General features: G+C 72.1%; 19 protein-coding genes. 9 read left to right on the top strand and 10 right to left on the bottom strand.

The annotated features are described in order from the left end of the window. Positions 1-10: 10 nt before the first annotated feature. From NHL53_RS10485 to NHL53_RS10475, 3 genes are all read right to left on the bottom strand, one after another. Positions 11-2,059 carry an acyltransferase family protein gene (locus NHL53_RS10485; RefSeq protein WP_433776815.1) on the bottom strand — a complete coding sequence of 683 codons (2,049 nt, stop codon included), beginning with the start codon at positions 2,057-2,059 and terminating at the stop codon, positions 11-13. A gap of 96 nt (positions 2,060-2,155) precedes the next feature. After that, positions 2,156-4,270, bottom strand: coding sequence for an acyltransferase family protein (locus NHL53_RS10480; protein WP_433776814.1), 2,115 nt, complete (start codon positions 4,268-4,270; stop codon positions 2,156-2,158). 134 nt (positions 4,271-4,404) lie between these two features. Beyond that, positions 4,405-5,487: a glycosyltransferase gene (locus NHL53_RS10475; protein WP_433776813.1), complete on the bottom strand. Its 1,083-nt coding sequence runs from the start codon at positions 5,485-5,487 to the stop codon at positions 4,405-4,407. Positions 5,488-5,586: 99 nt separating this feature from the next. Between NHL53_RS10475 and NHL53_RS10470 the strand changes: the two genes are divergently transcribed. After that, on the top strand, positions 5,587-6,855 hold the full coding sequence (locus NHL53_RS10470) for a polysaccharide pyruvyl transferase family protein (protein ID WP_433776812.1): 1,269 nt from the start codon (positions 5,587-5,589) through the stop codon (positions 6,853-6,855). Positions 6,856-6,890: 35 nt separating this feature from the next. Here the strand turns inward: NHL53_RS10470 and NHL53_RS10465 are convergent, their stop codons facing one another. Continuing rightward, the gene (locus NHL53_RS10465; RefSeq protein WP_433776811.1) at positions 6,891-8,651 is read right to left on the bottom strand and encodes a hypothetical protein; all 1,761 of its coding nucleotides are present in this window, start codon (positions 8,649-8,651) and stop codon (positions 6,891-6,893) included. A gap of 128 nt (positions 8,652-8,779) precedes the next feature. Here NHL53_RS10465 and NHL53_RS10460 point away from each other — a divergent pair, with 128 nt between their 5' ends. Further along, a complete protein-coding gene (locus NHL53_RS10460; protein ID WP_433776810.1) occupies positions 8,780-10,450 on the top strand; it encodes an ArnT family glycosyltransferase in 1,671 nt (556 codons plus the stop codon). A gap of 15 nt (positions 10,451-10,465) precedes the next feature. Beyond that, positions 10,466-10,915: an acyltransferase gene (locus NHL53_RS10455; RefSeq protein WP_433776809.1), complete on the top strand. Its 450-nt coding sequence runs from the start codon at positions 10,466-10,468 to the stop codon at positions 10,913-10,915. A 27-nt stretch (positions 10,916-10,942) separates the two neighbouring features. Here NHL53_RS10455 and NHL53_RS10450 read toward each other — a convergent pair whose 3' ends face one another. The 4 genes from NHL53_RS10450 to NHL53_RS10435 form a co-directional block, all read right to left on the bottom strand. After that, a complete protein-coding gene (locus NHL53_RS10450) occupies positions 10,943-11,962 on the bottom strand; it encodes a glycosyltransferase family 2 protein (protein ID WP_433776808.1) in 1,020 nt (339 codons plus the stop codon). Beyond that, positions 11,959-13,869 carry a glycosyltransferase gene (locus NHL53_RS10445; RefSeq protein ID WP_433776807.1) on the bottom strand — a complete coding sequence of 637 codons (1,911 nt, stop codon included), beginning with the start codon at positions 13,867-13,869 and terminating at the stop codon, positions 11,959-11,961. The genes NHL53_RS10450 and NHL53_RS10445 overlap by 4 nt, the downstream gene beginning before the upstream one ends. Before the next feature lie 75 nt (positions 13,870-13,944). Beyond that, complete coding sequence (locus tag NHL53_RS10440; RefSeq protein WP_433776806.1) at positions 13,945-15,258, bottom strand: O-antigen ligase family protein; 1,314 nt, start codon at positions 15,256-15,258, stop codon at positions 13,945-13,947. Further along, positions 15,255-16,706, bottom strand: coding sequence for an O-antigen ligase family protein (locus tag NHL53_RS10435; protein ID WP_433776805.1), 1,452 nt, complete (start codon positions 16,704-16,706; stop codon positions 15,255-15,257). Before NHL53_RS10435 ends, NHL53_RS10440 begins: the two co-directional genes overlap by 4 nt. A gap of 98 nt (positions 16,707-16,804) precedes the next feature. On the opposite strand from NHL53_RS10435, the gene manA reads away from it, so the two are divergent. The 4 genes from manA to NHL53_RS10415 all read left to right on the top strand — a co-directional run bounded on the left by manA (position 16,805) and on the right by NHL53_RS10415 (position 22,687). Further along, positions 16,805-17,941, top strand: a complete 1,137-nt coding sequence (gene manA / locus NHL53_RS10430; protein WP_433776804.1) for a mannose-6-phosphate isomerase, class I — start codon at positions 16,805-16,807, stop codon at positions 17,939-17,941. A gap of 145 nt (positions 17,942-18,086) precedes the next feature. Continuing rightward, positions 18,087-18,416, top strand: a complete 330-nt coding sequence (locus tag NHL53_RS10425; protein WP_433776803.1) for a WhiB family transcriptional regulator — start codon at positions 18,087-18,089, stop codon at positions 18,414-18,416. A 78-nt stretch (positions 18,417-18,494) separates the two neighbouring features. Beyond that, positions 18,495-21,299, top strand: a complete 2,805-nt coding sequence (locus NHL53_RS10420; RefSeq protein WP_433776802.1) for a glycosyltransferase family 2 protein — start codon at positions 18,495-18,497, stop codon at positions 21,297-21,299. After that, complete coding sequence (locus NHL53_RS10415; protein WP_433776801.1) at positions 21,296-22,687, top strand: DUF5719 family protein; 1,392 nt, start codon at positions 21,296-21,298, stop codon at positions 22,685-22,687. The genes NHL53_RS10420 and NHL53_RS10415 overlap by 4 nt, the downstream gene beginning before the upstream one ends. A 6-nt stretch (positions 22,688-22,693) precedes the next feature. Here the strand turns inward: NHL53_RS10415 and NHL53_RS10410 are convergent, their stop codons facing one another. Then, on the bottom strand, positions 22,694-23,155 hold the full coding sequence (locus NHL53_RS10410; protein WP_433776800.1) for a metallopeptidase family protein: 462 nt from the start codon (positions 23,153-23,155) through the stop codon (positions 22,694-22,696). A 23-nt stretch (positions 23,156-23,178) separates the two neighbouring features. On the opposite strand from NHL53_RS10410, the gene NHL53_RS10405 reads away from it, so the two are divergent. Then, the gene (locus tag NHL53_RS10405; RefSeq protein WP_433776799.1) at positions 23,179-23,388 is read left to right on the top strand and encodes a DUF3499 family protein; all 210 of its coding nucleotides are present in this window, start codon (positions 23,179-23,181) and stop codon (positions 23,386-23,388) included. A gap of 4 nt (positions 23,389-23,392) precedes the next feature. Here NHL53_RS10405 and NHL53_RS10400 read toward each other — a convergent pair whose 3' ends face one another. Continuing rightward, positions 23,393-24,223, bottom strand: coding sequence for an RDD family protein (locus tag NHL53_RS10400; RefSeq protein WP_433776798.1), 831 nt, complete (start codon positions 24,221-24,223; stop codon positions 23,393-23,395). Positions 24,224-24,271: 48 nt separating this feature from the next. Between NHL53_RS10400 and NHL53_RS10395 the strand changes: the two genes are divergently transcribed. Then, on the top strand, positions 24,272-25,249 hold a 978-nt coding region (locus NHL53_RS10395; RefSeq protein ID WP_433776797.1), incomplete at its 3' end, for a stage II sporulation protein M.

The raw sequence follows: 25,249 nt of genomic DNA, 5'->3' as shown, positions 1-25,249 counted from the left end.
CGACCCCTGGTCAGGTCGTCAGTCGCTCCTGAAGCGCCTCGACGAGGTACGGGCTGAGGGTCCGGGCCCAGGTGGCGGTGATGTGCCCGGCGGCGTCTCGATAGACGATGACGTTCCCGATGATCCCGGGGCAGGAGCTCCGGTCGCAGTACAGCTCGGTCAGATCGACCACCTCCGCGCCAGCGAGCCGGGCCGCTTCGATGTTGGTGTCCTCCGGGCCCATCGCGTCAGACTCGGGGTCCGCGCACGTCTCGTCCGGCCCGACGCCGATGCGCGTCGTGCAGGCGATCGCGTCCTCCGACAGCAGGGGATTGTCCGCCACGACGACCACCTGGGTGCCGGCATCGAGCAGACGGCTCATCATGGCGGCCTTCGGCGCGGGGTCGATCTGGAACATCCGGGTCGAAGTTGTGATCACGAGGTCGTAGTCGTCCGAGACGAGCCGCTCGTTGATCTCCGAGCGTGCGGTGTCGCAGTCGGACTCCGTCGCGCCCTCCTCCATGAGGCCGCAGCCGCGCCCGACGTAGGTGTCCATGGACCACCCGAGGTCCGTGAGGCGCGGTTCGAGAGCGGGGATGAGGGAAGCCGCGTGGCTGTCGCCGACGAGCGCCACGCGCAGGGCGTCGGTGTCCTCCGACCCGTAGCGGCAGGTCTGCATCTCGCCGTCGGTGGAGTAACAGGCATAGGCGCCGCCGGAATCCGACTCCGCCTCGCTGGGGGCAGGCGCAAGAGCGCCGAGATCGATCTCAGCGCACGCCTCACCCCGTGCGAACGCGCCGGCGCCCCAGCAGGCTTCCTCCGGCGGCGCCTCCTCCGGTGAGACGAGGATTTCGGGGCCCTCGCTCGCCACGGGCTGGCTCTGCTGGACGGCGGCGTTTCCCGCGGCGCCGAGCGCCGCGATGAGAGCGAATGCGGTCGCGAGCGGCACCCATACGCGCGACGGCCCCGCCGCGCCCGCTCGCCGGCGGAACCAGGCGGCGCGTCGTGCGGGGTTCTCGACCAGGTGGTAACTGGCCGCGGACAGCGCGAACATCAGGACCAGCGCGACGAGCAGATACCGGCGGGAGCCGGCGGGGAGGACCGAGATCAGCAGGATGGCGACGGGGAAGTGCCAGAGATAGAGGCTGTAGGAAATGTCGCCGACGTAGGTCGCGACCCGGTTCGTCAGCAGCCACGGCGCGCGGTAGTCGTCAGGGGAGTCGACTCCGGCGAGCAGCACGAGCGCGGTGCTGAGGACAGGGAGGAGCGCGAGGGGCGCCGGCCAGAGGGGGGAGGCGCTCGTGACGAAGGCGAACGAGGCGACGATGCCGGCGAGACCCACCCAGGTGAGGATCCGGCGCACGGCTGTCGAGGCGGAGAAGCGAGGGAGGAAGGCGAGCAGCGCGCCGATGCCGAGCTCCCAGGCGCGCGAGAAGGTCGAGAAGTAGGCGAACTCGTGACGGGAGACCGTCTCGACCGACGCCCAGGCGTAGGAGGCGAGCGTGAGCACGAGGATCGCGCCGGCGCCGACGGCCCTCACGCGCTGCGAGGACCAGTCGGTGAAGCGCGCGGCGAGCACGACGACGAGGAGGAGCACCCAGGGCCAGACGAGGTAGAACTGCTCCTCGACGCCGAGCGACCAGAAGTGCTGCAGGGGCGACGGCGGCGTGCCCTGCTGGAAGTAGTCGACGCCCTGTGCGGCGAAGCGCCAGTTGCCGAGGAACACGGCGCTGAAGAATGCGTCGACCGCCGTCTCCCGTCCCTGATCGCCGCCGAGGAGGACGAACGAGGCGACGACCGTGGCGACCAGCACGACGGCGGCCGCGGGAAGGATGCGCTTCGCACGCCTCTCGTAGAAGCGGGTGAAGGAGATCCTTCCCGTGCGATCGATCTCTCGGAGCAGGAGACCGGTGATCAGGAAGCCGGAGACGACGAAGAAGATGTCGACTCCCACGAACCCGCCGTCCGGGAAGCCGACGACGTGCGCCGCGACGACGGCGAGGACGGCGACCGCACGCAGGCCCTGGATATCGAGGCGCTGCGTGGTCTTGCGGGCAGATGGCGGCGCGGTGGAGGACACCACGGGATTCTACGGGGGAGGCGAGATGAATCCGCCGAGAACCCGCGCGTGCCGCACACTCGATCCGAGGAGGACCGCGATCCTCCCCGACCGTCGTCAGCCGCCGAGGACGTCGACGAGCTCCCTCTCGATGTACGGAGTGAGCGTGCGCACGAACGTTCCCGTCAGGTGGTTATTGTCGCGCAGCAGCCAGACCCCGCCCACGACCGGGTCGCAGACCTCGTCCCGGCACATGCGGTCGGTGAGGTCGACGAGGTGCGCGTTCGGGTCGGCGGCGACGGCCTCCTCCACGCCCGTCTCGAAGAGGGCCCTGTCACGGGGCAGCGAGCAGTCGCCGCCCCGCAGCGCCTCGATGTCGGACATGCACTTCTCCTGGAGGGAGTCGAAGATCGAGGGGTTGTCGCGGAAGGCGACGAGCGGCGTGCGCTCCGGATCCGCGCGGACGGCCCAAGCGGCGAGCAGCTGCTCGGCGTCGAACTCATCCGGATCGCGGTCGGCGGGCACGGCGAGCTCGGTCTTGGAGGCGCTCGCCACGATCACCGCGTCGTAGTCGCCCGACGCGGCGCGGTCATCGACGTCGGCTCGCCATCGGGCGCAGCGCTCGCGCTCCTGGGTGGCGGACGAGGCGAGGTGCGCCTCCGTGCCCATCCAGCGGCACTTCCCTCGCGTCGCGAGGTCGATCCTCCAGCCCTGGCGTCCGCCGATCTCGTCGAGCGCATCGGTGAGCGTTGCCATGTGGGAGTCTCCCACCGCGAGAATCGTCATGTTCCCCGCCGTGTCCCCGATCGTGCAGAGGCGGAACTCGTCTTCCGTCTGGCCCGCCCAGCACTCCGGGCGGGTCGGGTCGTCTGCGGGCCGGAGCGCGACGGGCGGCAGGATCCCCGGCGTCAGCGCCTCCTGGTCATCGTGGAGCTCGAAGTCAGCGCATTCCGTGTTGTCGGGATCCAGCGCCGCGGCGCCCGAGCAGGAGGTGAGTCCGCCCATCTCCAGGGTCATCAGCCGCGCGTGGGCGCCGTATGCGGGCAGCGTGGCGAGGGAGATGGCGAGGAGGACGGCGATCAGCTGCGCCGGCGTGCCTCGATTCGCTGCCCAGCGCGTCGGGATCCGGAGAACGAACGTCGTGGCGGTGGAGAGGAGGAGAGCGAGTGCCAGGACCGCGATCGCTCCGAGCGGCCCGACCCGGCCGTCCTCTCGGTCGAAGACCGCGAGATAGGCGATGAGCAGAGGCCAGTGCCACAGGTACAGGCCGTAGGAGATGCGGTCGAGCTGGGCGAGCCTCCTGTGTGCGAGGATGCGTGAGGCCGACCGCCGTGAGACGGCACCCGTCGAGAGGATCACGAGCGCCGCGCCACCGACAGGGACGAGCGCGAGCGGACCCGGGTAGGCGGCGCCTCCGTCGATCAGGAAGCCGCTGAGCACGACCGCGACGAGACCGAGCCACCCGGTCGCCCCGCGCAGCGCCAGCGGGATGACGCTACCCCGTAACCACAGCCCCGCGACGATCCCGCCCAGTCCGATCTCCCACAGCCGGGCGAAGGTACTGAAGTACGCCGAGCTCGGGTCCTCGGCGTTCGCGAGGGCGGCATAGACGAAGGACGCGATGGTTCCGGCGACCGTGAGGATCCACAGCAGGCGAGAGCGGGCGCGGGGCGTGCGCACGACCCGCGTGATGATGAGCGCGAGCAGGGGGAAGACCAGGAAGAACTGGCCCTGGACAGACAGCGACCAGAAATGCTGCAGCGGGCTCGTCTCGGGGCCTGCCGCCCCGTAGGCGAGGTTCGCGTCGATCAGCTGCCAGTTCTCCAGGTAGAGCGCGGCGGCGATGACCTCCTCGAGCGTCGAGAGCTGCTGCCCCGGATCGAGGACCGTCGCGGAGAGAGCGACGACGACGAGCAGCACCACGGCCGCGGGCGGCGTGAGACGGACGAACGTCCGACCCCATCGACCGAGCACGCCGATCGGTCGACCTGAGGAGAGAGCGCGCGCCAGCGAGAGGGTCAGGAGGAAGCCCGAGACCATCAGGAACACGTCCACGCCACCGGAAACCCGCCCATGGCCGAAGAGATGGAAGAGCACCACAAGCGTCAGCGCGATCCCGCGCAGCCCGTCGATCTCCGGGATGCGCGCGGGCCCGCTGGGCTCCGCGCGAGCGCTGCGCGGCGACGGATCCGGCGGTGCGAGGTTCGCGTGTGATGTTCGTTCGTGGGGCATGGGCGTGTGAAGGGTCCTGGAAGCGGGGCGACCTGCTCCGGCAGCAGGGGCGCGATGATCGATGGTATCCTTCGCCGTCTCGGCGAAGGCTTCGCGCGGGCTCTCTTCGGGCGCCGCGCTGACGGGCCGAGGGGTCAGCGCGCGGTCGCGCTTGCGCCGAGCTCGTCGAGGAGCGCGGCGTACCGGCGCGATACCTCCCAGGGAGAGATCGGGTCGGCGAAGGCACGGAAGTCCGCGGCGTCGACGTCCGCGAACAGCGAGGGATCGCTGAGGAGCTCCGCGATCGACTCCGAGGGACGGGCCGGGTCGAAGAACGCCACCCAGCGCTCGTCCCCGAACTGCGCGCGCAGATGCGGCTCATCCGGCAGGATCGCGGGCGTGTGGAAGCTGGCCGCGAGGTGCAGGCTCCCCGAGTTCAGGATGGCGCGGTAGGGGAACACCGCGATGTCCGCCGCGCGGAACCACCGACCGATGTCGCCGTCGTCCACGAACGACAGGTGGGTGATCGTCCGCAGCTCGTCGGGCACGGATGCGACGAAGTCGTCGAGGGGGATCTCCCTGATCGCTCCCGCGAGCATGAGCACGATGTCCTGGTCCGGCAGCGATGCCGCGGCGGCCGCCGAGATCAGGGAGTCGACTCCCTTGTAGGGGCGGATCTGGCCGAGGAACAGGACAGCGCGATCGGTCGCCGCGAGGTCGAAGCTCGCCCGCGCGGAGGCGCGGTCGATGGACGTGTCGTAGATGCCCTCGTAGCTCGGGTGGGGGATGATCCGCACCTTCGCGGCGTCGAGCGCGACGACGTCGGAGACGACCTCCGGCGTGGCCGGCGCCATCACGTGGATGGCATTCGCCGCGTCGGCGAGCAGACGATAGAGCCGTCGCTCCGCATCCGCGTAGGAGAGCTCGTGGGGCAGATGGTTGTGGATCGTCCACACTACGGACACGCCTCGATCCGACAGCTCCGCGAACTGCTCGCGGAGCCGCTCCAGACGGACCTCCGCGTCGTCCGCCGTCTCCGCGGTCTGGAGAAGGGGGTGCGTCCAGTGCACGTGGAGGACATCGCCCGCGCCAAGCCGGCGCAGCTGCAGCAGCAGGCCGTCGTAGGTCGTCGATCCGAGGAAGCGGTGGCCTTCGGCGCGCGCCGCGAGCGCGAGCATGTTCAGGAACGGGTTGTCCCGCCACGCAGGGAAGACGAGAACTGAGGAACCTTCGCGCATCGCCGCTATTGTAGATCACGCAGTGGACCCCGAGGCGGGAGACGCCCGGGGAGCCTTCGGACGCGGAGCGGTGGGAGATTCGTGCCCTTTGATGGTGATGTGCTCGAAGGAGTCGAGCTCCCCCGATGGCACCCCGACGACGACGGGGGCAACTTCGGCGATGAGCTCGGCCCGATGCTCGTGCGAGCGATCCGAGAGCAGGCGACCGAGGAGCCGTCTCCATCTCCCGGGCCCGGCGCCGGGCGGCTGATCTCGATCGGGAGCGTTCTGCACTTCGCCCGGCCGGGCGACGTCGTGTGGGGAGCAGGCGTCAACGGAAAGGTCAGGCAGGTGCTGACCTATCCCCTCGATGTGCGCGCGGTGCGCGGCCCCTACACGCGAGCCGTCCTGCTCGGCCACGGCATCGACGTGCCCGAGGTCTACGGGGATCCGGCGCTCCTCCTTCCGGATCTCGTGCCCGAGCTCGCCAAGGCCAGGGGGGTCGGGAATCGGGCGCATCGCGACGAGGTGCTCGTCCCGAACCTCAACGACCGCGCGCTTCTCGACGCGGGCGATGTCGTCGATCCGCGCGGAGATCCGCGCTCGGTCATCCGCCGTATTCTGGGCGCCTCGTTCGTGATCGCGAGCTCTCTCCACGCGCTGATCGTCGCGGACGCCTTCGGGATCCCGTCTCGTCCGCTGCTGTCGGCGTCGGAGCACCCCTTCAAATACGTGGACTACTACGCGGGGACGGGACGCAGAGGCGTGCGCTTTGCCTCCTCTCCCGCCGAAGCGCGAGATCTGGGGCCCGTCGAGCCCACGGAGATCGATCGGGAGGCTCTGCTCAGCGCCTTCCCGCACGACGTCTGGGGCGGTGAGTCTTCCCGGGGGCCGGACCGCGACCAGGCGGGTCTCCGCCGCGCGTCGGCGACGGCTCTGGAAGACATCGCCCGTGGTCTCGAGTATCGGGAGACCGCGGAAGAGGCGCGGGCGCTGACGCGCGCGGCGGGTCTGATCGGCGACCAGGACGCGCTCGCGCTTCGCGTCTGCGACGACGCGAACGGCGGGCCGGGCGCGACGGCTCACGCCGCCCGCTCCCTCTACTGGTTCCTGCGCAAGGGAGCAGTCAGGAACGAGCTCGATGCGCGCGTCATGACAGCGGTATCGCAGGCGCAGCGGGGTGGAGAGCAGCCGCCGACCTGGCGCGACGAGGTGCTGTGGAGACTCGTCGGAGCGCAGGAGATCGTTCTCGCGCGCGCGGTCGCGCGCGAGAACGCGGAGATCGGGGAGGGGATCGCGCGAGCACGCGCGCTGGGACTGATCGGTCCCGCGGATGACGAGGAGCGAGCGGCCACCCGTCCCGCCCTCTCTGCGTCGCGCGAGGCCTGAGGCCCCTCTTCTCGCCTGCGAACGCGGGCGATGCGTTACCCCGCCAGGGTGAGGACCTCGAGCATCGAGATGCGGGGCATGGTCACGCCGGTGAAGCGGAGATCGGGGCCGGACCTGCTCATGCGCCAGACGGCGTTCTCGTAGAGGTCGCGATAGGCGTCTCGCAGTGGCGCGGAGGGGAGGGCGTCGATCGCGGACGGGGCGCGGCTGGCGGCGTTCTCCGGGGTGAGCGGGCCCGTGAGACCTGCTCTGCGCGCGAGCTCTAGAGAAAAGGCGGACGGGCCGGCGACGACGTCATCCGGGGACCCGCACACGGAGGAGACCTGGACCGACCCGAGCTCGCCTCCGAGTTCCGCGGATCGTGCCTGGAGCGACGCGAGGCTCCGATTCCGCTCCGGCGAATCATAGGGGTGCGAACCGACGTCGGGTGAGAGCACGGCGATCATGTCCATGATGACGTCCCCCTCGCCCGCGAATCCGCGTCCATCGGCAGCCGGCGTGTGTCCGAGGCGAGCGAGCAGGATCTGCATGAGGGGGTTCACTGCGGTCATCCGAGTGTGAATGTGCGCCGCGGTGCCGTGCAGTGCGTTGCGATAGCCCAGGTAGTAGAGCTCGCTGGCATCGCCGTCCTCGGGGGATCCCCCGAGCCCGCGCAGGGAGGCCGATATTTGAGCGCGCGTGGCGTCGATCGCGATGTCGGGAGGATCCATCCTGCGCAGGAGCGCGTCGAGCGGGCTCCACCCCCAGGCGCCCTTCACCGCCCCCGCTCCGAGGCCCTGCAAGGTGATCTGACGATCCTCCTGCATTCCGCGACGCGCGGAGCCATAGCCGTCGTAGACACCGAGCAGCGTCGCCGACCACGTCGCGAGCTCGTCCTCGCCCGGCTCGAACGCGCGCGGGCGCAGATCGCGGAGCGACAGGTCGAGGCCGAGGGAGCGCGCGATCCCCGTCGCCGCGGCCACATCGCCCGCGAGCTCGGGGCGCCCGGAGTCGCCCACGACGATCCGGAGGTCGGAGGCGACCCCTGCCGCCGTCGACCCGGCGAGGACGAGTCGTGAGTCGTATCCGCCGGACAGCTCGAGTGCGGTCGTCCAGCCGCCGACCTGGACGAGCCCGGCGACGACGCTCGCGACCTGCTCCGCGCCGGCACGGAGCTCGTCCGCATAGGATCCCCTCGGTGCCTCGATTCGTTCGCGGAGCGTGCGCCCGGTCATCCGCCAGCCGCCTGTCGCGCGGGAGAGCCGGAGACCGCGTCCGGGCGGGACGAAGGAGACCTCCGAGATGATCGTCTCGGACGAGATCTGCTGGCCGACGATCTCGGTTCGCGGGATCCTGGCGAGCAGAGCCTCCTCGTTCGGCGTGCAGGGGTCTCCCAGAGCGCGCCGAAGAGACGCGAGGACGAGGAGCGAATCGGAGGCCGCTGCGTAGCCTCGGCCCGAGGTGACGAGCAGACGCGCGCATCCGAACGCGTCCCGATCGATCGACACGCCGTCCTCCCAGTCCGCGGCGATGTACGAGCCGTCGTGCTCGCCGGGCTCAGCTCGGACCGAGGGCGGAGCGTCCGCCCATCCTCGCGCGCCGAAGACGATGCGCTTCTCCGCCGGGGCGATGAGCGTGCCCCGGAAGAAGGCGCTTCCCGAGATGCTGCGCTCGACGTCCCTGCTGACGATCGCCAGAGTCCGCCCGAGGGGGAGGCGGATCCTGCGGACTTCCGACTCCGGGGCGCTCCGTCGCAGCCAGGCGTCGATCGCGGATCGCTTCGACGGGCCGTAGGCGATGAAGGCATAGTTGGACACGACCGTCATGCTACGGGGACGCGGCGCGATCGACTCCGCGCCGCGCGCCCAGCCGGGAAACGGGAGACGGCGCCGTCACGTCAGGGCGCGCACTCCGGCGCGGCCGGAGGCACAGGTAGAATTCCGGGGTGTCTCCCTCTTTGCGGGTGGCGACGAGGCGTGAGCGAGCGTATCTCGGCAGCGCCGCACTTCTGACCGCGGCGACGTTTCTGTTCTCCCTGCTCTGGGCATTCGCCCTGCCCCATTTCGAGGGGCCAGACGAGCGCGAGCACTACAACTCCGTGGCTCGGCTGGTTGACGGCGGCGGATGGCCCCTCCCGTACGAGGCATCTCTGCTCGGCTCGACGTGGCGAGCGCTCGGCGAGTCCGGGGCCGTCATGCCCGACGGGGAGTTCGTCGATCCTCTTCCCGCGCCGAGCGGGAGGGGGGATTTCATCGATCCGTCCGTCCCTCCCATGAGGTCGAACGACGGGATGGTTCAGCACCCGCCGGGCTACTACCTGGTGGCGGCCGCGGTCGTCCACACGACGGGTGGCGAGGGTATGCGATGGGACCACACCGCCTTCGTCCTCTACGCTCTCTCGGCGGCGATGGTCGCGGGAGCGACCCCCTTCATCGCCGGTGTCGTGCGCCGGGCGACCGGGTCCAGATGGGCGGGGATCCTCGGGGCGCTCTTTCCCCTGTTCATTCCCTGGTACGCGGCGTCGGGGAGCCGGATATCGAACGATGCGCTGCTGATCCTGGCGGTGAGCGCGACGATCTATGCGCTTGTGCGGGCCGTAACAGACCCACGTCACCGGACCGGCATGCTCGTCTTCTCGGGGGTCGCGTACGGCGTGGCGCTCTTCGCGAAGGGATACGCGCTGATGCTCGCCCCCGTCGTGCTCCTGCTTGCGGTCTGGGCGGTATGGCGGCGAGGGTGGGGCCTGTGGTCTGCGACATGGCGACTGCTGCTGCCGGCGGGCATCGCAGCCGCGATCGGGGGATGGTGGTGGATCCGCAACCTCATCCTGCTGGGGCGGATCCAGCCCAGCCGCTTCGGACTGAGAGATGACCGCGGCCAGGAGGTCGCGGCGGACGGCTACTCGCTCTCCCTCTTCGTCAAGACGTTCTTCGCGCGCCTCAACGCGACCTTCTGGGACCGCATCGGCTACGTGCGCGCCGATGGGCAGGGGTGGATCGTGGGCGCCGGGGGCATCTTCCTCGTCCTGGTCATCGTGCTGGCGCTGGTTCTCGCCCGTCGGCGTCTCCTGCTGGCGATCCTGCTGCTGTATCCGGTGGTCATCCTCGTGACGCTCTTTCAGAACTCGCACGCGATCTACTGGGATCTCGGCAGTCTGAGGCGCGGAATCCAGGGAAGGTACCTCTTCAGCGGGATCGCCGTCTTCGCGCTGGCGTTCGCGATGCTGGCTCACCGATTGGCGCACCGGGCATCACGACGTGTGAACGGCGCCGTGACGATCATCGGCGGGGTCGTGGCCATGGTCGTCGTCGGTGTGGCGATGCGGTCCGCGGTCCCTCTGACATGGCGGGCACGCGAGGAGGGGACGCCGGCATCGATCTCCGATCCGGCGGCCTTCATGGACATCTCCCCTGTGCTCCTGAGGACGATGTTCGCGGCGGCCTGCGTGCTTCTGCTGCTCGGCGTCGTCTTCGGGGCGCGGTCCGCGGACTCTCCGCGGGAGCGGGAGGGGGGGCGCGCCGGTCGAGGTCGACGCACCCACCCCGCTCTCCGCGGCTCGCACGCGCCGCGCGCCCAGCCGGGAAACATACAATCGGGCGGCCATGTTCGACCATAGGAGGAGGTACGGTCCATGACCGCAGCGATCGATCCCGAGGCGTTCGTCGACGGCTCCGTCCGCGTGATGGGCGAGAACATCGTCATCGAGAAGGGCGTCAAGATCTATCGGGGCTCCGAGATCGTCGGCCCCGATGTCTTCATCGGAGCCGAGACCTTCATCAACCGGGACGCCTACATCCGGCCGAGCGTGCGCCTCGGCGCACGGGTCAACCTCGGTCCCTTCGTCCGACTGATCACCGACAACCACGACCATGGCCCTCACCGCCGACGCGCCGGGGCGGTGCGCACCGATCCCATCGATATCGGGGACGGGGTCTGGATCGGCGCGAGCGCGACGATCCTCCCCGGTGTCACGATCGGCGCGGGGGCGATTGTCGCCGCCGGATCCATCGTCACGGAGGACGTCCCGGAAGACGTCCTCGTCGGAGGCGTCCCCGCGAGGGTGATCAAGAGCCTCCCCTGACGCTCGGACGTGCGCCGGGGAAGCCGCTCAGGCTTCCTCGAGCGCCGGCATGACCTCGAACGCCTTGTCGTGGGCGAGGCGCCAGCCGTCTCGCATGCCGCGCCACAGGTTCCCCCAGCCCTTGCGGGTCACGCGGCGCTCGACCGCGGCGAGGCGGATGATCTCCTTGGCGAAGGTCGCCGCCGTGCCGATCGCGAAGCGCACGGGGCGGTAGTCGCCGTGGGCCGCGTAGTAGTGCTTCATGATGCCGCGGTTGCGCATGATGTAGTAGCGGTACATGTCGCTCGAGGCGTTGAGGTGCCTCGTGCCCATGTCCCACTGCCTGATCTCGCGGGTGCGCTGCAGCACGAACTCGTCGACGATCGCGCTGCGGGTGATGATCGAGGCGAGGTAGCCGTAGACGGTGTCGTCCCAGTAGATGAAGAACCGGGGGTCGGGCAGCCCGATCCGCCGCACGATGTCGCGGTGGATGAACATGCCCTCGAAGCAGCCGGAGTTCATCTCCCGGTAGCCGGACTCGTCGAAGCCCGCGGGGGCGAAGGGGATCGGGATGCCGAGCGGCACCGAGACGCGGTACTGCCAGTAGAACTCGGAGCCGTCGTAGTCGTAGCGGCGGCCCTGGATGCTCTGGAACCGCGGCGTCCACCTGCCCATCGCGGCCAGGCCGTCCGGCAGCACCTCGACGTCGTCGTCCATGAGCCAGATCCATTCGGACCCGAGTTCGTAGGCAAGGCGCATGCCCTCGCTGAACCCGCCGGATCCGCCCGTGTTCTCGTCGAGGCGCTGGTAGACGATCTCCGAGCCGAGACGGGAGCGGAAGCCCTCGACGACCTCGGTGGTGTCGTCGGAGGAGGCGTTGTCGACGATGACGACGTGGCCGGGCCTCGGATCCATGCGCTCGATCGACTCGAGCAGCCGCGTCAGCAGCGCGGAGCGGTTGTAGGTGACGACGGCGATGGTCGCGCTCTGGGGGTCGAAAGTCGTGGTCACGTCGGTCGCCTTCTTCGTTGCGGCCCGTCTGGCGGGGCGTTCGGGGGAGGGGGTCATGCGTCCTGCTCGAACGTGCGGCGCCACGCCTCGGGCGAGACGAGGTCGGGAAGGGCGCGGCGATAGTCGCGCGCCAGCCGCGACCAGCTGCGGCGGAGACGGAGGTGCAGGCGCACCGACTCGAGCAGCATGCGGCGGAACATGCGGCGGTCGCGGGCGTAGATCTGCTTGCCCGAGCCGTCCGCCGCGCTCACGATCGCGGAGTCGACCGACCAGACGCGCCACCACGTCGCGTCGGCCTTGCTGAACTCGACCTGGGGCGTGTCGAGGTTGCGGGGGTCGGGGCGGCGCAGCAGGTGCGAGACGACCGCGCGCGCCGTCGTGACGATGCGCGCGCGCCCGAGCGGCGGGTCGGGGACCGGCCCGCGTGGCGGATCGAACACCCGGCGCCCGAAGCGCGAGCGCAGCACCTCGTCCGACTCGCGGTGCACGGTGGTCTCCGGGAAGCGCGCGGCGAGGCGGCGCGCCTCGGGCATGCGGGTCGCGAGGGTGCGCCGCATGTGGTCCGGCCCGGAGAGCACGTCGCGCAGCGCGCGCATGCGCAGCGCCACGGGGTAGTACTGCATCGAGATGAGGTGCTTCAGGTCGACGCGGCGGCTGTGCCGCAGCAGGCGGCCGCCCTCGGGCTCCTCGGAGTGCAGCAGCGCCGCGACGATGCGGTTGCGCGCGTGGTAGTACGCCTGCCAGTCGATCGCGTCGTCCTTGCCGACCCACGAGACGTGCCACAGCGCGGCGCCGGGCAGCGACACGGTCGGGAACCCGGCCTCGCCCGCGCGGAGGCAGAACTCGGCGTCGTCCCACTTGATGAACGCGGGAAGCGACAGCCCGACCTCCTCGATCGCGGCCTTCGGGATGAGGCAGCCCCACCAGCCGTTGTAGTCGGCGTCCATGCGCATGTGCAGGAGACGGGACTGCCGCAGGTTGCGCCGCGAGAAGTCGTGCGGCATCTGCTCGAGGAACAGGGGGCGCCACATGAACGGCTCCCGCTCGACCTCCTCGGCCCACGCGTGCAGCTTGGGTCGATCGAGCAGGTCGAACATGTGCATACCGACGAGCGTCGGATCCGTCGTGAACCGCCCGAAGACCACCGATCGGCGCAGCGACTCCGGCTCCAGGGCGATGTCGTCGTCGAGCAGCTGCACGAAGTCGCTTTCCTCGCGCCCGAGGGTCTCCGACATGGCGCGGGAGAAGCCTCCCGAGCCGCCGAGGTTCGGCTGCTCGATGACCTGCAGGCGGTCGCCGAGCGCCTGCGCGACGGCGGGGAAGCCCTCGTGGTCCGAGACGCGGTCGGTGCCCTGGTCGATGAGGAAGATGCGATCGATCACCTCGAGCGCGTCGGGGCTCCCCGCGAGCGCCGTGAGCGTGTCGACGCAGTAGCCGGGCTTGTTCATCGTCGTCGTGCCGATGGAGGCGAGCCCGGTGCGCTCCGGCTCCTGCTCGGTCGTCCAGGTGCCGCCCGCGAGGGTCACCGCGCGGCCGCCCGCCACGATGTCGAACCAGATCCAGCCGCCGTCGGAGAACTGCGTGAGGGGGATGTCGAAGACGCTCTCGGACTCGCCGGAGACCTCCTCGGTCGCGATGCGCTGCTGCACGCCGGACCCGTTGGAGCGGTAGACGAGCACCGTCCCCGCCCCCTCCGTGCGCACGGAGAGGCGCACGGCGCGCACGGGGGTCCAGTGCTGCCAGTACGACGCGGGGAAGGCGTTGAAGTAGGTCGCGAACGACGTGCGCGTGCCGGCGGGGATCCGCACGCTCGTGCGGCTGCGCACGTCCGAGATGTGGGCGCTCTGCGACACGCGCACGGCCTCGCCGTCGATCGTCGACCAGGTGTCGGGGTCGACGTACAGCGGCAGGAGGTCGGGGTCGCGGTCGGTGGGGAGGACCACGTTCTGCAGGACGATCGGCATGTGCTCACAGCTTTCGAAGGTCGCTCGGGAACGGTGCGGCGCGCGCGCCGGTGACGAGCCTACTCGGCCCACCTCTCAGGGCCTGGGAAGGCCGCGCGGCGGCGGCAGAGGGGCCGTCGGGTCGAGGGCGATGCGCCACGAGCGCTCCTGCCCCGCGCGCACCGCGCAGATGACGAGCAGCAGCCACCCGAGGTCGCTCAGCGCGTAGCTCTCGAAGACCGACTCGACGAGCAGGGCGACGAGCATCAGCGGCAGCCACGCGTACACGACCGACCGGCGGTCGGAGGCGGCGAGCCACGCCCGCGCCAGCGCCAGCAGGATGAGGAGCGAGAAGAGCAGCAGGCCCACCCAGCCGAGCTGCAGGAGCACGTCGAAGTAGGCGCTGAGCGCGGACGCGTTGGGGGAGCCGAGGGACAGGTTGACGATGTTGGTGGGGAACGGCTCGTCCTCCCACGTGCCGAACCAGCTCCATCCCGTGATCGGACGGTGCCTGATCCACTCGATCATCTGGGTCCACAGGTCGGCGCGGGTCGTGAAGCCGCTGCGCGCCGAGAGGAAGCGGACGATCGGGCCGCGCATCGCGAACGCCCCGATGAAGCCGATGACCGCGGCCGCCGCGATCGCGACCTGCGCCGTGCGCCGGCGGGGGAGGGGGACGAGGCGGGCGATGCCGAGCGCCGCCGTCGCGACGACCATCATGACGAGCAGCACGAACGCCGTCGGCGAGCTCGAGAGCACGGCCAGGAGCGCGGCGAGGATGAGCGAGTAGCCGGCGACGTGCCGGGGGACGGAGCGCGAGCGCCATTCGATCGTGAAGGTGACGAGCGCGACGACGGCCACGAACGCGAGGAGGTTGCGCGAGGCGAACAGGCCCTGCACGGGGCCGCCGAACGCGATGTCGCCCGTGATCCCGAGCGCCGTGAACGGCACGTCGATGACGATGCCGCTCAGCACCTCGAGCGCGAGGGAGAGCGTCAGCAGCCAGCGCAGCACGTCGCCCACGGCGCGCGCGATCTGCAGCGTGTCCCTGACGTGGGCGATCGTGATGGCGACGACCGCCCACCCGACGAGGGCCAGCCACGCGGCGAGCGTGCGCCCCCTGGCGCCGTCGAGAGCCCAGGCGACGCTCGCCAGGGTCCACGCGAGGAAGAGGACGAGGCTCGTGGGAGCGAAGCCGACGAGCGAGAGCTCGTCGCGACGGGCGACGAGCACGGCGACGCCGAGGCAGGCGAGCCCCGTGACGATGGTCGCGAGCGTCACGGTTCCGACGGTGCGGTGCAGGACGGCGGTGAGGAACCCCGCCGTGAGGGCTGTCAGAGTGTAGGCCCGCGCGAACGCCGGCGACTGCAGCTCCGCGACGATCGCATCCCGCGCGGGCCGATCCCTCACGGCTGCGCCCTCACCGCGGGGTCGGCGATGCGGCGCGCGCCGCGCCAGCGCTGCTCGGTGCCGATGCCCGCGTCGGTGTCGACGGGGGAGAGCACGGGGGCGGTCTTGATCTTGAACGAGAACAGGACGATGAGGGTCCAGCCCCAGAGCATGATCGGGTTCGACTCGGTGAGGCCCTGCACGAGCAGCGCCCACACGACGAGGAGGGGGACGAGGGACAGGACCGAGAACGGGCGGCTCCCGTCGGCATCCCAGCGGGGCCGGTCCACGGCGAAGAACCAGGCGCGCCAGACGAGCGCCCCGCAGGCGATCGCGACGAGCAGGACGCCCGCCGCGCCCAGCTGCAGGAAGGCGTCGAGCCACATGCTGTGCGCCTGGAACACCGTGATGCCGTGATCCACGATCCAGCCGTCGAAGGCGGGATCCCACGGCACCCACGGCGAGGAGAATCCGTGGCCGAGCACGGGGAGCTCTGCGGCGCGATCGGCGACCGCGCCCCAGATCGCGTCGCGGCCCGTGAGGCCCTCCCCGCGCCCCGCGACCCTCAGCAGCAGATCGCGCCCCAGCCATGCGGCGATCGCGCCCGCCGCGACGAGCGCCGTGAACAGCGCGTACACCCGCGTGCGGCCGCGGGGCGAGCGCTGGCGGCGCATGGCGAGCGCGGCCAGCAGCACGACGGCGACGAGCGCGGCGCACGCGAACGAGGTCGCCGACCCGGCGCGCAGCAGCAGCCAGGCCGCCACGGCGATCCACACGATCCTCATCGCGATCCGCTCGCGGGCCGCGCGCTCGGCGAGCCCGGCCGCGAGGCGCACGGAGAAGACGACGAGGGCGACGACGCAGAGCATCCCCAGGAGGTTCGAGTTGCCCACGATCCCCTGGATCCTGAGGCCGATGCCGATCGCCTCGAAGAGGTTGCCGCGCACCCAGTACCAGTGGGGGTCCGGCTCGCCGTCGACGGAGAAGAAGTTCGGCAGGATGGGATGCCGCACGACGAGCGCGACCCACGCCTCGACGGCGAGCGACAGGCCGAGGATCCAGCGCAGCGCCACCTCGAGCGCCCGGACGATCTCGCCCCAGGACAGCGCGTCCGCCAGGAAGACGCCCTGCAGGGTGCACGAGGCGAGCAGGAGCAGCGTGAGGGCGGTCGCGCCCGGCCACTGCGACCACGCGAGAGAGGCGACGGCGAGCGTCCCGTACCCGAGGGCCGCCCAGGGGAGCCGGCGCCACGCGAAGGCCCGCGCGCCGCGGCGCCGGGCGAGATCCGGGATCCAGATCGCGAGGGTCGCGAGGGTCCCCGCCCCCAGGACGACGGCCGCGCCGGTCGCGCCGACGAGGTTGAACCAGGCCGAGTAGGCGAGCAGCGAGAAGAGCACGAGGGTCGCGTAGGCGCGCAGCAGCAGATGCGCCGTCGCCTCGCGGCGGGGAGCGCGAGGCGGAGGTGCCACGGGGTGCCTGCTGAGCTGCGCCATGCCTCTCAGGGTATGCGCTCCGGCCGCGCGCGTCCCGACGGGAGGAGATGCGACGAGACCCTAGAGTGAAGGACATGCTTGTCTCTCTCACGAACGCGCCGCGCGACTACGCCTGGGGGTCCAGAACGCTCCTCGCCTCGCTGGAGGGCCGCGAGGCGGCCCTGGGGCCCGAGGCGGAGGTCTGGTTCGGAGACCATCCGTCCGACCCCGCCGACCTGCGGGACGGAACGGGACGCACCCTCGACGCGCTCCTCGCCGAGCGGGGATCGGGCCGCCTGCCGTACCTCCTGAAGCTCCTCGCCGCCGCGAAGCCGCTGTCGATCCAGGTGCACCCCACGAAGAGCCAGGCGGAGGAGGGGTTCGCGCGCGAGGCGTCGCTCGCTCCCGGCCTCGTGCGCAACTACGCCGACGACAACCACAAGCCGGAGATGATCGTCGCGCTCAGCGACCGGTTCACGGCCATGTGCGGGCTGAGGGAGATCGCGGCGACCCGCCGCCTGCTCGACGCGCTCGGGCCGGCGGCGGCGCCGCTCGCCGAGCGCATCTCGGACGAGGAGAGCCTCGCGGGCGCGGTGCGCTGGCTGCTCTCCGGCGAGGCGCAGGAGCTCGTGGACGGCGTCGTCGAGGCGCTCGACACCGCGCGCTCGACGGAGTTCGCGGCCGAGCTGTCCAACGCCCGCTCGATCGCCGCGGTCTTCCCCGGCGACCCCGGCATCGTCGTCGCCCTCCTCATGAACCTCGTCGTGCTGCGGAGGGGCGAGGCGCTCTTCCTGGGCGCAGGCCAGCTGCACTCGTACCAGGAGGGGCTCGGCGTGGAGATCATGGCCGCGAGCGACAACGTCCTGCGCGGCGGGCTCACGCCGAAGCACATCGACGTGGACGAGCTCATGCGGATCCTCGACCCGCACGCCGGCCCGGTCCCCGTCGTCCTGCCGCGGGTGTTCGAGGGCGAGGGCGGGGGGTTCGAGGAGTATCCGGCCGCGGCGCGCGACTTCCAGCTGCTCCGGGCCCGGCTCGACGGCACCTCGGAGGCGTCGTTCTCTCCGGCCGGCCCGGCGATCGTCCTCGCCGTCGACGGCGCGCCGACCGTGACGGCGGGCGGCGTCAGCGTACCGCTGACGGCCGGCGGGGCCGCCTTCGTCTCGGAGGACGAGGCGCGCGTGTCGGTCAGCGGCAGGGGCGAGGTGTTCGTCGCGCAGCCGGGCTCCTGAGGGGGGCGCGACACGCCGAGGGCGCGCAAAACATTCATGTCGCGGTTGAGGCCTCTAGTATCTGCGACTTGATATTCGGGAATCACACGGGTGTAATTGCCCCAGGCACGATCCCGCCAGCGGGTCCAGACCGGGGGAGAGCACGATGACCGCACCGCAGTACCGTTCCGAAGCGCCGGCCGACTGGTTCGTCGACCCGGTCGAGCTCGGCGTCCCCGGCGTGAGGCCGGACGACGGGGCGGATGACGGCGCGCTCTCGTGGCAGAGCGAGGCGCTCTGCGCGCAGACCGACCCCGAGGCGTTCTTCCCGGAGAAGGGCGGATCGACGCGCGACGCCAAGCGCATCTGCGCGTCCTGCGACGTGCGCGCCGAGTGCCTCGAGTACGCGCTGCAGAACGACGAGCGCTTCGGCATCTGGGGCGGCCTCAGCGAGCGCGAGCGGCGCCGCATCAAGCGCGCCGCCCAGGCGTCCTGAGCGCCCGCGACCCGCGTCGCGCCCGCTTGTGCGTGTCCTGACCGGCGCGCATCGCCCGCGGCTTAAGCTTGCGGGGTCATGCCCGCCCCAGTTCACGCCGTGCTCGTCGCGCGTTCGGCCCCCGAGGCCGAGCAGCGGCTGGAGCGAACCCTCTCCGCCCTGCGCCGCCAGACGCGCCCCGTCGACGCGCTGACGATCGTCGTCTGCGGCGACCCCGCTCCGCTGCGCGCCTCGGCCGAGTCGTCCGGCGCCGAGGCCGTGATCAGCGCGCCGGAGACGATCCCCTTCGGAGGCGCGGTCGAGCTCGCGCTCCGCCGGGTGCCGGAGGGCAGCGCCGTCTGGCTCGTCGGCGACGACACCGCGCCCGAGATCGGCGCCCTCGCCGCCCTGCACGCGGCGCTGGAGCGCCAGCCCTCGGTCGCGATCGCGGCCCCCAAGCTCGTGCGCGCGGACGACAGTGACATCATCGAGTCGCTGGGCGTGACGATGACGCGCTTCGGCCGCTCCGTGCAGCTCGCCGCGGGCGAGTTCGACCAGGGTCAGCGCGACGCGTCGGACGACGTGCTCGGCGCCGACGTGCGCGGCATGCTCCTGCGCGGCGACGTGGCCCACGCGCTCGTGCCCGATCGCGCCCTCCTCGGCGTCGACGAGGGGCTCGACATGGGGGTGAGGGCCCGACTGGGCGGCCGGCGCGTCGCGCTCGCGCCCGAGGCCCGCGTCGCTGTCCGGCCGTCGCGGCAGCGCGCGGGGACCCGGGCGTACACCGAGCGGGTGGCCCAGCTCCACCGGCGCCTCGTCTACGCGCCGCTGTGGGCGCTGCCCCTGCACTGGCTCGGCCTGCTTCCCGCGGCGCTCTGGGCGACGGTCGTCGCCCTCCTCGCCAAGCGACCCGACCGGGTCTGGCCCGAGTGGGCCGGCGCGCTCACCGCGATGGTGCGCTGGCCGTCGATCGGCCGCTCCCGATCCCTGCTGTCCCGCTTCCGCACGGGCTCGTGGCAGCAGGTCGACCCGCTGCGGATCTCGGGCGGCGAGCTGCGCGAGCGCCAGAACGAGGACGGGCAGGGCGGGGCCGACGCGCGCAGCGACCTGCGGTTCTTCTCGGGCGGCGGGGCGTGGGCCGTCCTCGCCGCGCTCGCGGTGAGCGTCGGCGTCTTCATCGCCCTGCTCACCTGGCCGCACATCGCCGGCGGCGCGCTGCTGCCGCTGCGCCGCACCGTGTCGGGGCTGTGGAACGACGCGCTGTACGGGCTGCGTCCCCTGGGCCTCGCGGAGGCCGCCCCGGCGGATCCCTTCTCGACGGTCATGGCCCTGCTCGGCACGCTGTGGCCCGCCGCTCCCGGCGCGACGCTCGTCGCGCTGTGGCTCCTCGCGCTGCCGCTCGCCGTGCTCGGCGCGTGGTTCGCCGCGACGCGCGTGGCGGACAGCGCGGTGGCGCGGGTGCTCGCCGCCTGCCTCTGGGGGGTCGCCCCGCCGTTCTGGGACGCGCTCATGCAGGGACAGCCCGCCGCGGTGATCGTGCACCTCGCGCTTCCCTGGCTCGTGTTCGCCGCGGCCGCGGCGCACCGATCCTGGACGGCCGCGGGCGCGGGATCCCTCCTCCTCGTCGTCGTGCTCGCCGGCTCGCCGTCCCTGGCCCCGGCGCTCTGCGTGCTGTGGGCGGTGTCGCTCCTCAGCGCGATCGCGTGGGTGCGCAGGGGGATCGCGCGGATCTTCTGGCTCGCCGTGCCCTCCGCCGCGATGTTCGCGCCGCTCGTCGTCGAGCAGGTGCGCCGCGGCACGCCCTGGGCCCTCCTCGCCGACCCGGTCGCGCAGCCGAGCGACGGCGGCGGCCCGCTCACGGGCGCGGGGCTCGCGAACGGGCAGGCGACCTTCTGGCCGCGCTTCCTCTCCGACCTGGGTATCAGCGCACCGCAGGACCCCTCCTTCTACGGATGGACGGCGCTGCTCGTCGTCCCCGCCGTCCTGCTCGCGCTCCTCGCGCCCCTCACGCGACGCTGGAGGCTCTCGCTCTACGCCCTCGGGGCCGCGGCGCTCGGGATCGCGACGGCGACGGCGGCGCCGCACGTGCTCGTCTCCTTCCAGCGCGGAGACGCCGTCGCCGTCTGGCCAGGCGCCGGGCTCAGCCTCGCCTGGATCGGGATCGTCTGCGCGGCGGCGATCACCCTCGACACCGCGCGCCGCCTCCACGCGTGGCGCGGCATCGCCTGCGCCGCGGTCGTCGCCTGCGCCGCGGTCGCCGTCGTGCCCCAGATGACGGCGCTGCACCGCGGCGCGACGCCCCTGCACGCGGGGACCGAGACGACGCTCCCCGCCTACGTGGCGGCCGAGGCGCGCGGCGACCGCCCCGTGGGCACCCTCGTGCTCACGCCGCTCGACGACGGCGGCATGAGCACCGAGGTCGTCTGGGGCGCCAGCGAGACGCTGAGCGGCCAGTCCACCGCGCTGCGCACCCGCATGGAGACGTCCGAGGACGACGAGAGACTCGCCGCGCTCGCGGCCGACATCGTCGCGGGCAGCGCGTCGGACATCGCGGGACCCCTGCGAGACGACGGGCTCTCCTTCGTGCTGCTGCGGGAGACCGCGGATGAGCAGAACGCGGATCAGCGCATCATGTCGCTGACGGCGAAGGCCTCGATGGACGCCCGAGCCGGCTTCGTGCGCGTCGGGGAGACCGCGCGCGGCGTGCTGTGGCTGCTGGACGGGGAGGTCGCCGAGCGCGCGCCCCTCTCCGGCGACGAGGCCCGCGGCGCGTGGCTCGTCGGCGCCGCCCAGGTGGCCGTGCTCGTCGTCTCCCTGCTGCTCGCCGCCCCCACGCGCTCCACGCGTCGGGCGGCGCGCGCGAACCCCCGCGTCATCGGCGCCGCTTACGAGGAGGACGCATGAGCACCGCATCCGTGGCGAAGCGCATCGCGGTGGGCGCGACGGGCCTGATCCTCGCGGCCGCCGCCGTGGGGGCCGCCGTGGCGCCGTGGCCGACGATCGCGGGCGACGGCGTCGCGGAGCAGCAGCCCGCGGGGCCCCGGCACACCCTCACCCCGCTCCCCGCCGAGACCGTCCTCGCCTGCGACGGCCCGATGCTCGCGCTCGGCCGCGACGCGAGCGACGCCGCCGGTCTGTCGGTCGCGGCGGAGGTCGACCTCGTCTCGGCGAGCGCCGACGCCGACGGACCTGACACGGAGGGGCGCATCGACCTGCCCGACGTCGGGTCCTCGTTCCTCGTCCGCCAGGCGCCCGACGGCGAGAGCCCCGTCCCCGTCGCGGCCTCTGTCTCGGCGGACATCGATGCCGAGGACATGAGCGGCCTCGTCGCCTCCGCCTGCGCGCCCGGCCAGCCGGAGTCCTGGATCGTCGGCGCCCGCGTGGCGACCGGCGTGACCGACATCCTCATCGTCCAGAACCCCTCCGACGTGCCGGCGACGGTCGAGGTCGAGGTCTTCGGCGTCGACGGCGCCGCGACGCCGAGCGCCGGATCCATGGCCATCCCCGCGCGCAGCCAGCGCGCCGTGCCCGTCGCCTCCCTGGCGGGAGGGGAGACCGACCCGGTCCTGCGGGTCACGAGCGAGGGCGCTCCCGTGCGGGCGTCGCTCCAGTCGTCGAGCATCGCGACGCTCGAGCCGAACGGCGCGGACCTGCAGAGCGCGAGCCTCCCCGCTCACGAGCACGTCATGCCCCGCGTCTCGATCACCGCCCCTCCCGAGGAGTCCGCCGCCGCGACCACGGTGCTGCGGCTCCTCGGCACGGGGCCGGACGCCGCGCAGGTGACGGTCGATGTCGTCTCGCTGAAGACGGGCGAGAGCGAGCTCACCGCCGACGTCGACATCATGGATCGCAAGCCCGCGACGGTCGACCTGTCGGATCTCGATCCGGGGCGCTACACCCTCCGGATGCGCTCGGACGCGCCGTTCGTCGCGGCGGCGCTGCAGACGCGCGGATCCGACTACGGCTGGGTCGTGCCGAGCGAGCCCTTCGACGAGCCGGCGCTCGTCGCGGTGCCCGGCAGCGCGTCGAGCTACACGCTCACGCTCGCGAACACCTCCGACGAGCCCGTCGAGGTCGCCGTCTCGCGGCAGGACGGGGACGACGAGCCGACGACGGTCGAGGTGGCGCCGGGGGCGAGCGAGCAGATGCCGGCGGAGTCCGGGCAGACGCTGCGCATCGCGCCGGACGGGCCGATCGCCGCGTCGATCGCTCGGGTGTCCTCCGGATCGGTCGCGACGCTCCCCGTCGTCCCCGACCCTGCGACCCCCGAGGAGATCACGGTCGCCCCCTGACGCGGCTCAGTCGTGCGGGTGGTCGAGGCCGAGATCCCAGGGGTCGCGGCCGAGGTACTCGGCCGCCGCGCGGAACACGACGCTCTCGATGAGCAGCCGGCGGTGGAACTCGTCCGTCTGGTGCATCGGCTGTCCGTGCGCCCGCTCGAGCCGCTCGACGGGCACGCGGAAGACGACGATGCGCTTCCGCTCGCGGTCGATCGCCCAGCGCGGCACGTCGTCCGAGGCGTCGGTCTGCGGCATCCGCTCGATGTCGAAGCGCACGTCGCGCAGCTCCGGCCACGTGCTCCGCAGGAAGTCCGCCGACGAGGCGAGCGTCATGTCGAACCGGTCGAAGCGCGAGCCGACGGCCGGGAACGGCGGGCGCGTGAGGGATCCGCCCCCCGCCCTGCCGTGCCGCCCGTGGCGGGCGGGAGAGGGGAGCGGCTGATCGACGCGCTCGCGGCGTGCGCGATCCCACCACTTCATGGATCCAGCCTAGAGTGTGCCCCGTGCGCGAACGAATCTGCTCGAAGGTGTCGTGCGACCGCGAGGCGGTCGCGACGCTGACGTTCGACTACGAGGGGCGGCAGGCGGCGCTCGGCCCGCTCGGCCTCGGGAACGACCCCCACGCGCACGACCTGTGCGCCCTGCACGCCGACCGGCTCCAGGTCCCGCAGGGATGGACGGTGCTGCGCCACGCGGCGTTCGCCCCGAGGTGACGTCTCAGTCGTCGGGTCGTCCGGCGAGGGCCGCGGCGACGGCCGACCGCCGCCGCAGGGCGGCGAGATCGCGTTCGCGACGGACCGCGGCGACGCCGAGCAGCAGCATCTCGGGCGGCGCGTCCGGCACGGGGGAGACGAACGGCCGCACCTCCTCGACGAGCTCCGCCGCGATCCGCGTGCGCGTCGCGGGGGCGAAGGATCCGACGGACGTCGCGAAGCGCGCCACGCGGGCGTCGATCCGCACGGGGAGGCGCGACACGTCGGCGACCTCCGCCCAGTCGGCGAGGGGAGCGGGCAGCCCGGGAGCGGGAGGGGGCAGGGCGGGCGTGCGCGTGCGCTCGCTGTACGTGCCGGCGACCAGGTCGCCGAGTCGCTGGGCGCGCGGCGTGAAGATCGCGACGAGGAGGGCGATGGAGCCGAGCGTCATGAGGATCTCCAGCACCCCGACGAGCGCTCGGATGAGCGCGTGCCGGAAGCCGATGGCTCCTCCGTCGGTCCGCACGATGCGTCCGCCGACGGCGAGCCGGCCGAGGCTGCGCCCGCGGGTGAGCGTCTCGACGATCGTCGGCACCGCCACGAAGCACACGACGAGCATGACGATGCCGACGATCTGCATCGTCGCGGAGGTGAGCAGCCCGGCGTTCGCGAGGCTGAGCGCGCCGATCATGACGCCGATGTACGCGAGGATCGACGCCAGGAGGTCGATCGCGCCGCCGATCGCCTTGAGGCCCGCTCCGATCGGCTGCAGGTCGAGGGCCACGGCCTCTCCCGTGAGCACCTCGTCTTCGGCGACGAGGGCGGGCGGCGACGCCGGGGCCGTGAGCGCGGACATGCCTCCAGTCAATCAGACGCCGCGGGGTGCTCGCGTAGGGTGGCAGGCGTGAACCTCGACGCACTCACCGAAGCCCGCCGAGACGAGTGGCGTCGCCTCGACGAGCTGTCGAAGCGGCGCTCGCTCTCCGGCGCGGAGGTCGACGAGATGGTGGGGCTGTACCGATCCGCCTCCGCCGACCTCGCCGAGATCAAGACCGTCCAGGGTCGCACCCGCATCGGCGATCACGTGTCCACGATCCTCGGGCGGGCGCGGCTGCGCATCACGGGTGCGCCGGAGAACATGCTGCGGCAGATCCCGCGCTTCTTCGTCCACCAGCTGCCCGCCGCGCTCTACCGCCTCCGGTGGACGACCCTCGCGATCGCGGCGTCCTTCGTCGGCATCGTGGCCCTCGTCGGCTGGTGGGCGTCGTCCGACCCCGCCTACATGGCGGCCATGGGCGACGAGATGCAGCTGAAGCAGTACGCGGAGGAGGACTTCGTCGCCTACTACAGCGACCATCCGGAGGCGGTCTTCGCCGGGATGGTGTGGACGAACAACGCGTGGATCGCGGCGCAGTGCATCATGTTCGGCATCACGGGGCTCTGGCCGCTGTACGTGCTCGTGCAGAACGCGGTCGGGCTCGGCACGTCGGCCGCCGTGATGACGTGGTTCGACCGCGGCGCCGACTTCGTGCTGTTCATCCTCCCGCACGGCCTCCTCGAGATGACGTGCATCTTCGCGGCCGGGGCCGCAGGGCTCCGCGTGTTCTGGGCCCTCGTCGCCCCGGGGCCGACCAGCCGCGGATCAGCCGTCGCGTCCGCGGGGCGCTCGATGGCGACCGTCGTGGTGGGCCTCACGCTGGGGCTGGCGCTCTCGGGCCTCGTCGAGGGGTTCGTCACCCGGCAGGAGTGGCCGTGGGCGATCAAGATCGGCATCGGCGCGCTCGCCCTCGGCGCCTGCGTCGCGTACGCCCTCGTGCTCGGGCGGCGTGCCGTGCGGGCGGGCGAGACGGGCGACCTCACGGAGTACGAGGCCGGCACGCCG

The sequence above is a fragment of the Microbacterium sp. gxy059 genome, assembly GCF_050958665.1.
Taxonomy (GTDB): Bacteria; Actinomycetota; Actinomycetes; order Actinomycetales; family Microbacteriaceae; genus Microbacterium.
The sequence above is the reverse complement of the archived record's forward strand: the minus strand, read 5'-3'. Positions and strand labels throughout refer to the sequence as shown.

What these genes read in the sequence shown, in the direction of transcription:
- NHL53_RS10455 (WP_433776809.1), top strand. Translation starts at nt 10,466, where the DNA reads ATGACCGCAGCGATCGATCCCGAGGCGTTCGTCGACGGCTCCGTCCGC.
- NHL53_RS10475 (WP_433776813.1), bottom strand. Translation starts at nt 5,487, where the DNA reads ATGCGCGAAGGTTCCTCAGTTCTCGTCTTCCCTGCGTGGCGGGACAAC.
- NHL53_RS10400 (WP_433776798.1), bottom strand. Translation starts at nt 24,223, where the DNA reads ATGTCCGCGCTCACGGCCCCGGCGTCGCCGCCCGCCCTCGTCGCCGAA.
- NHL53_RS10450 (WP_433776808.1), bottom strand. Translation starts at nt 11,962, where the DNA reads ATGACCCCCTCCCCCGAACGCCCCGCCAGACGGGCCGCAACGAAGAAG.
- manA (WP_433776804.1), top strand. Translation starts at nt 16,805, where the DNA reads ATGCTTGTCTCTCTCACGAACGCGCCGCGCGACTACGCCTGGGGGTCC.
- NHL53_RS10420 (WP_433776802.1), top strand. Translation starts at nt 18,495, where the DNA reads ATGCCCGCCCCAGTTCACGCCGTGCTCGTCGCGCGTTCGGCCCCCGAG.
- NHL53_RS10480 (WP_433776814.1), bottom strand. Translation starts at nt 4,270, where the DNA reads ATGCCCCACGAACGAACATCACACGCGAACCTCGCACCGCCGGATCCG.
- NHL53_RS10445 (WP_433776807.1), bottom strand. Translation starts at nt 13,869, where the DNA reads ATGCCGATCGTCCTGCAGAACGTGGTCCTCCCCACCGACCGCGACCCC.
- NHL53_RS10410 (WP_433776800.1), bottom strand. Translation starts at nt 23,155, where the DNA reads ATGAAGTGGTGGGATCGCGCACGCCGCGAGCGCGTCGATCAGCCGCTC.
- NHL53_RS10415 (WP_433776801.1), top strand. Translation starts at nt 21,296, where the DNA reads ATGAGCACCGCATCCGTGGCGAAGCGCATCGCGGTGGGCGCGACGGGC.
- NHL53_RS10425 (WP_433776803.1), top strand. Translation starts at nt 18,087, where the DNA reads ATGACCGCACCGCAGTACCGTTCCGAAGCGCCGGCCGACTGGTTCGTC.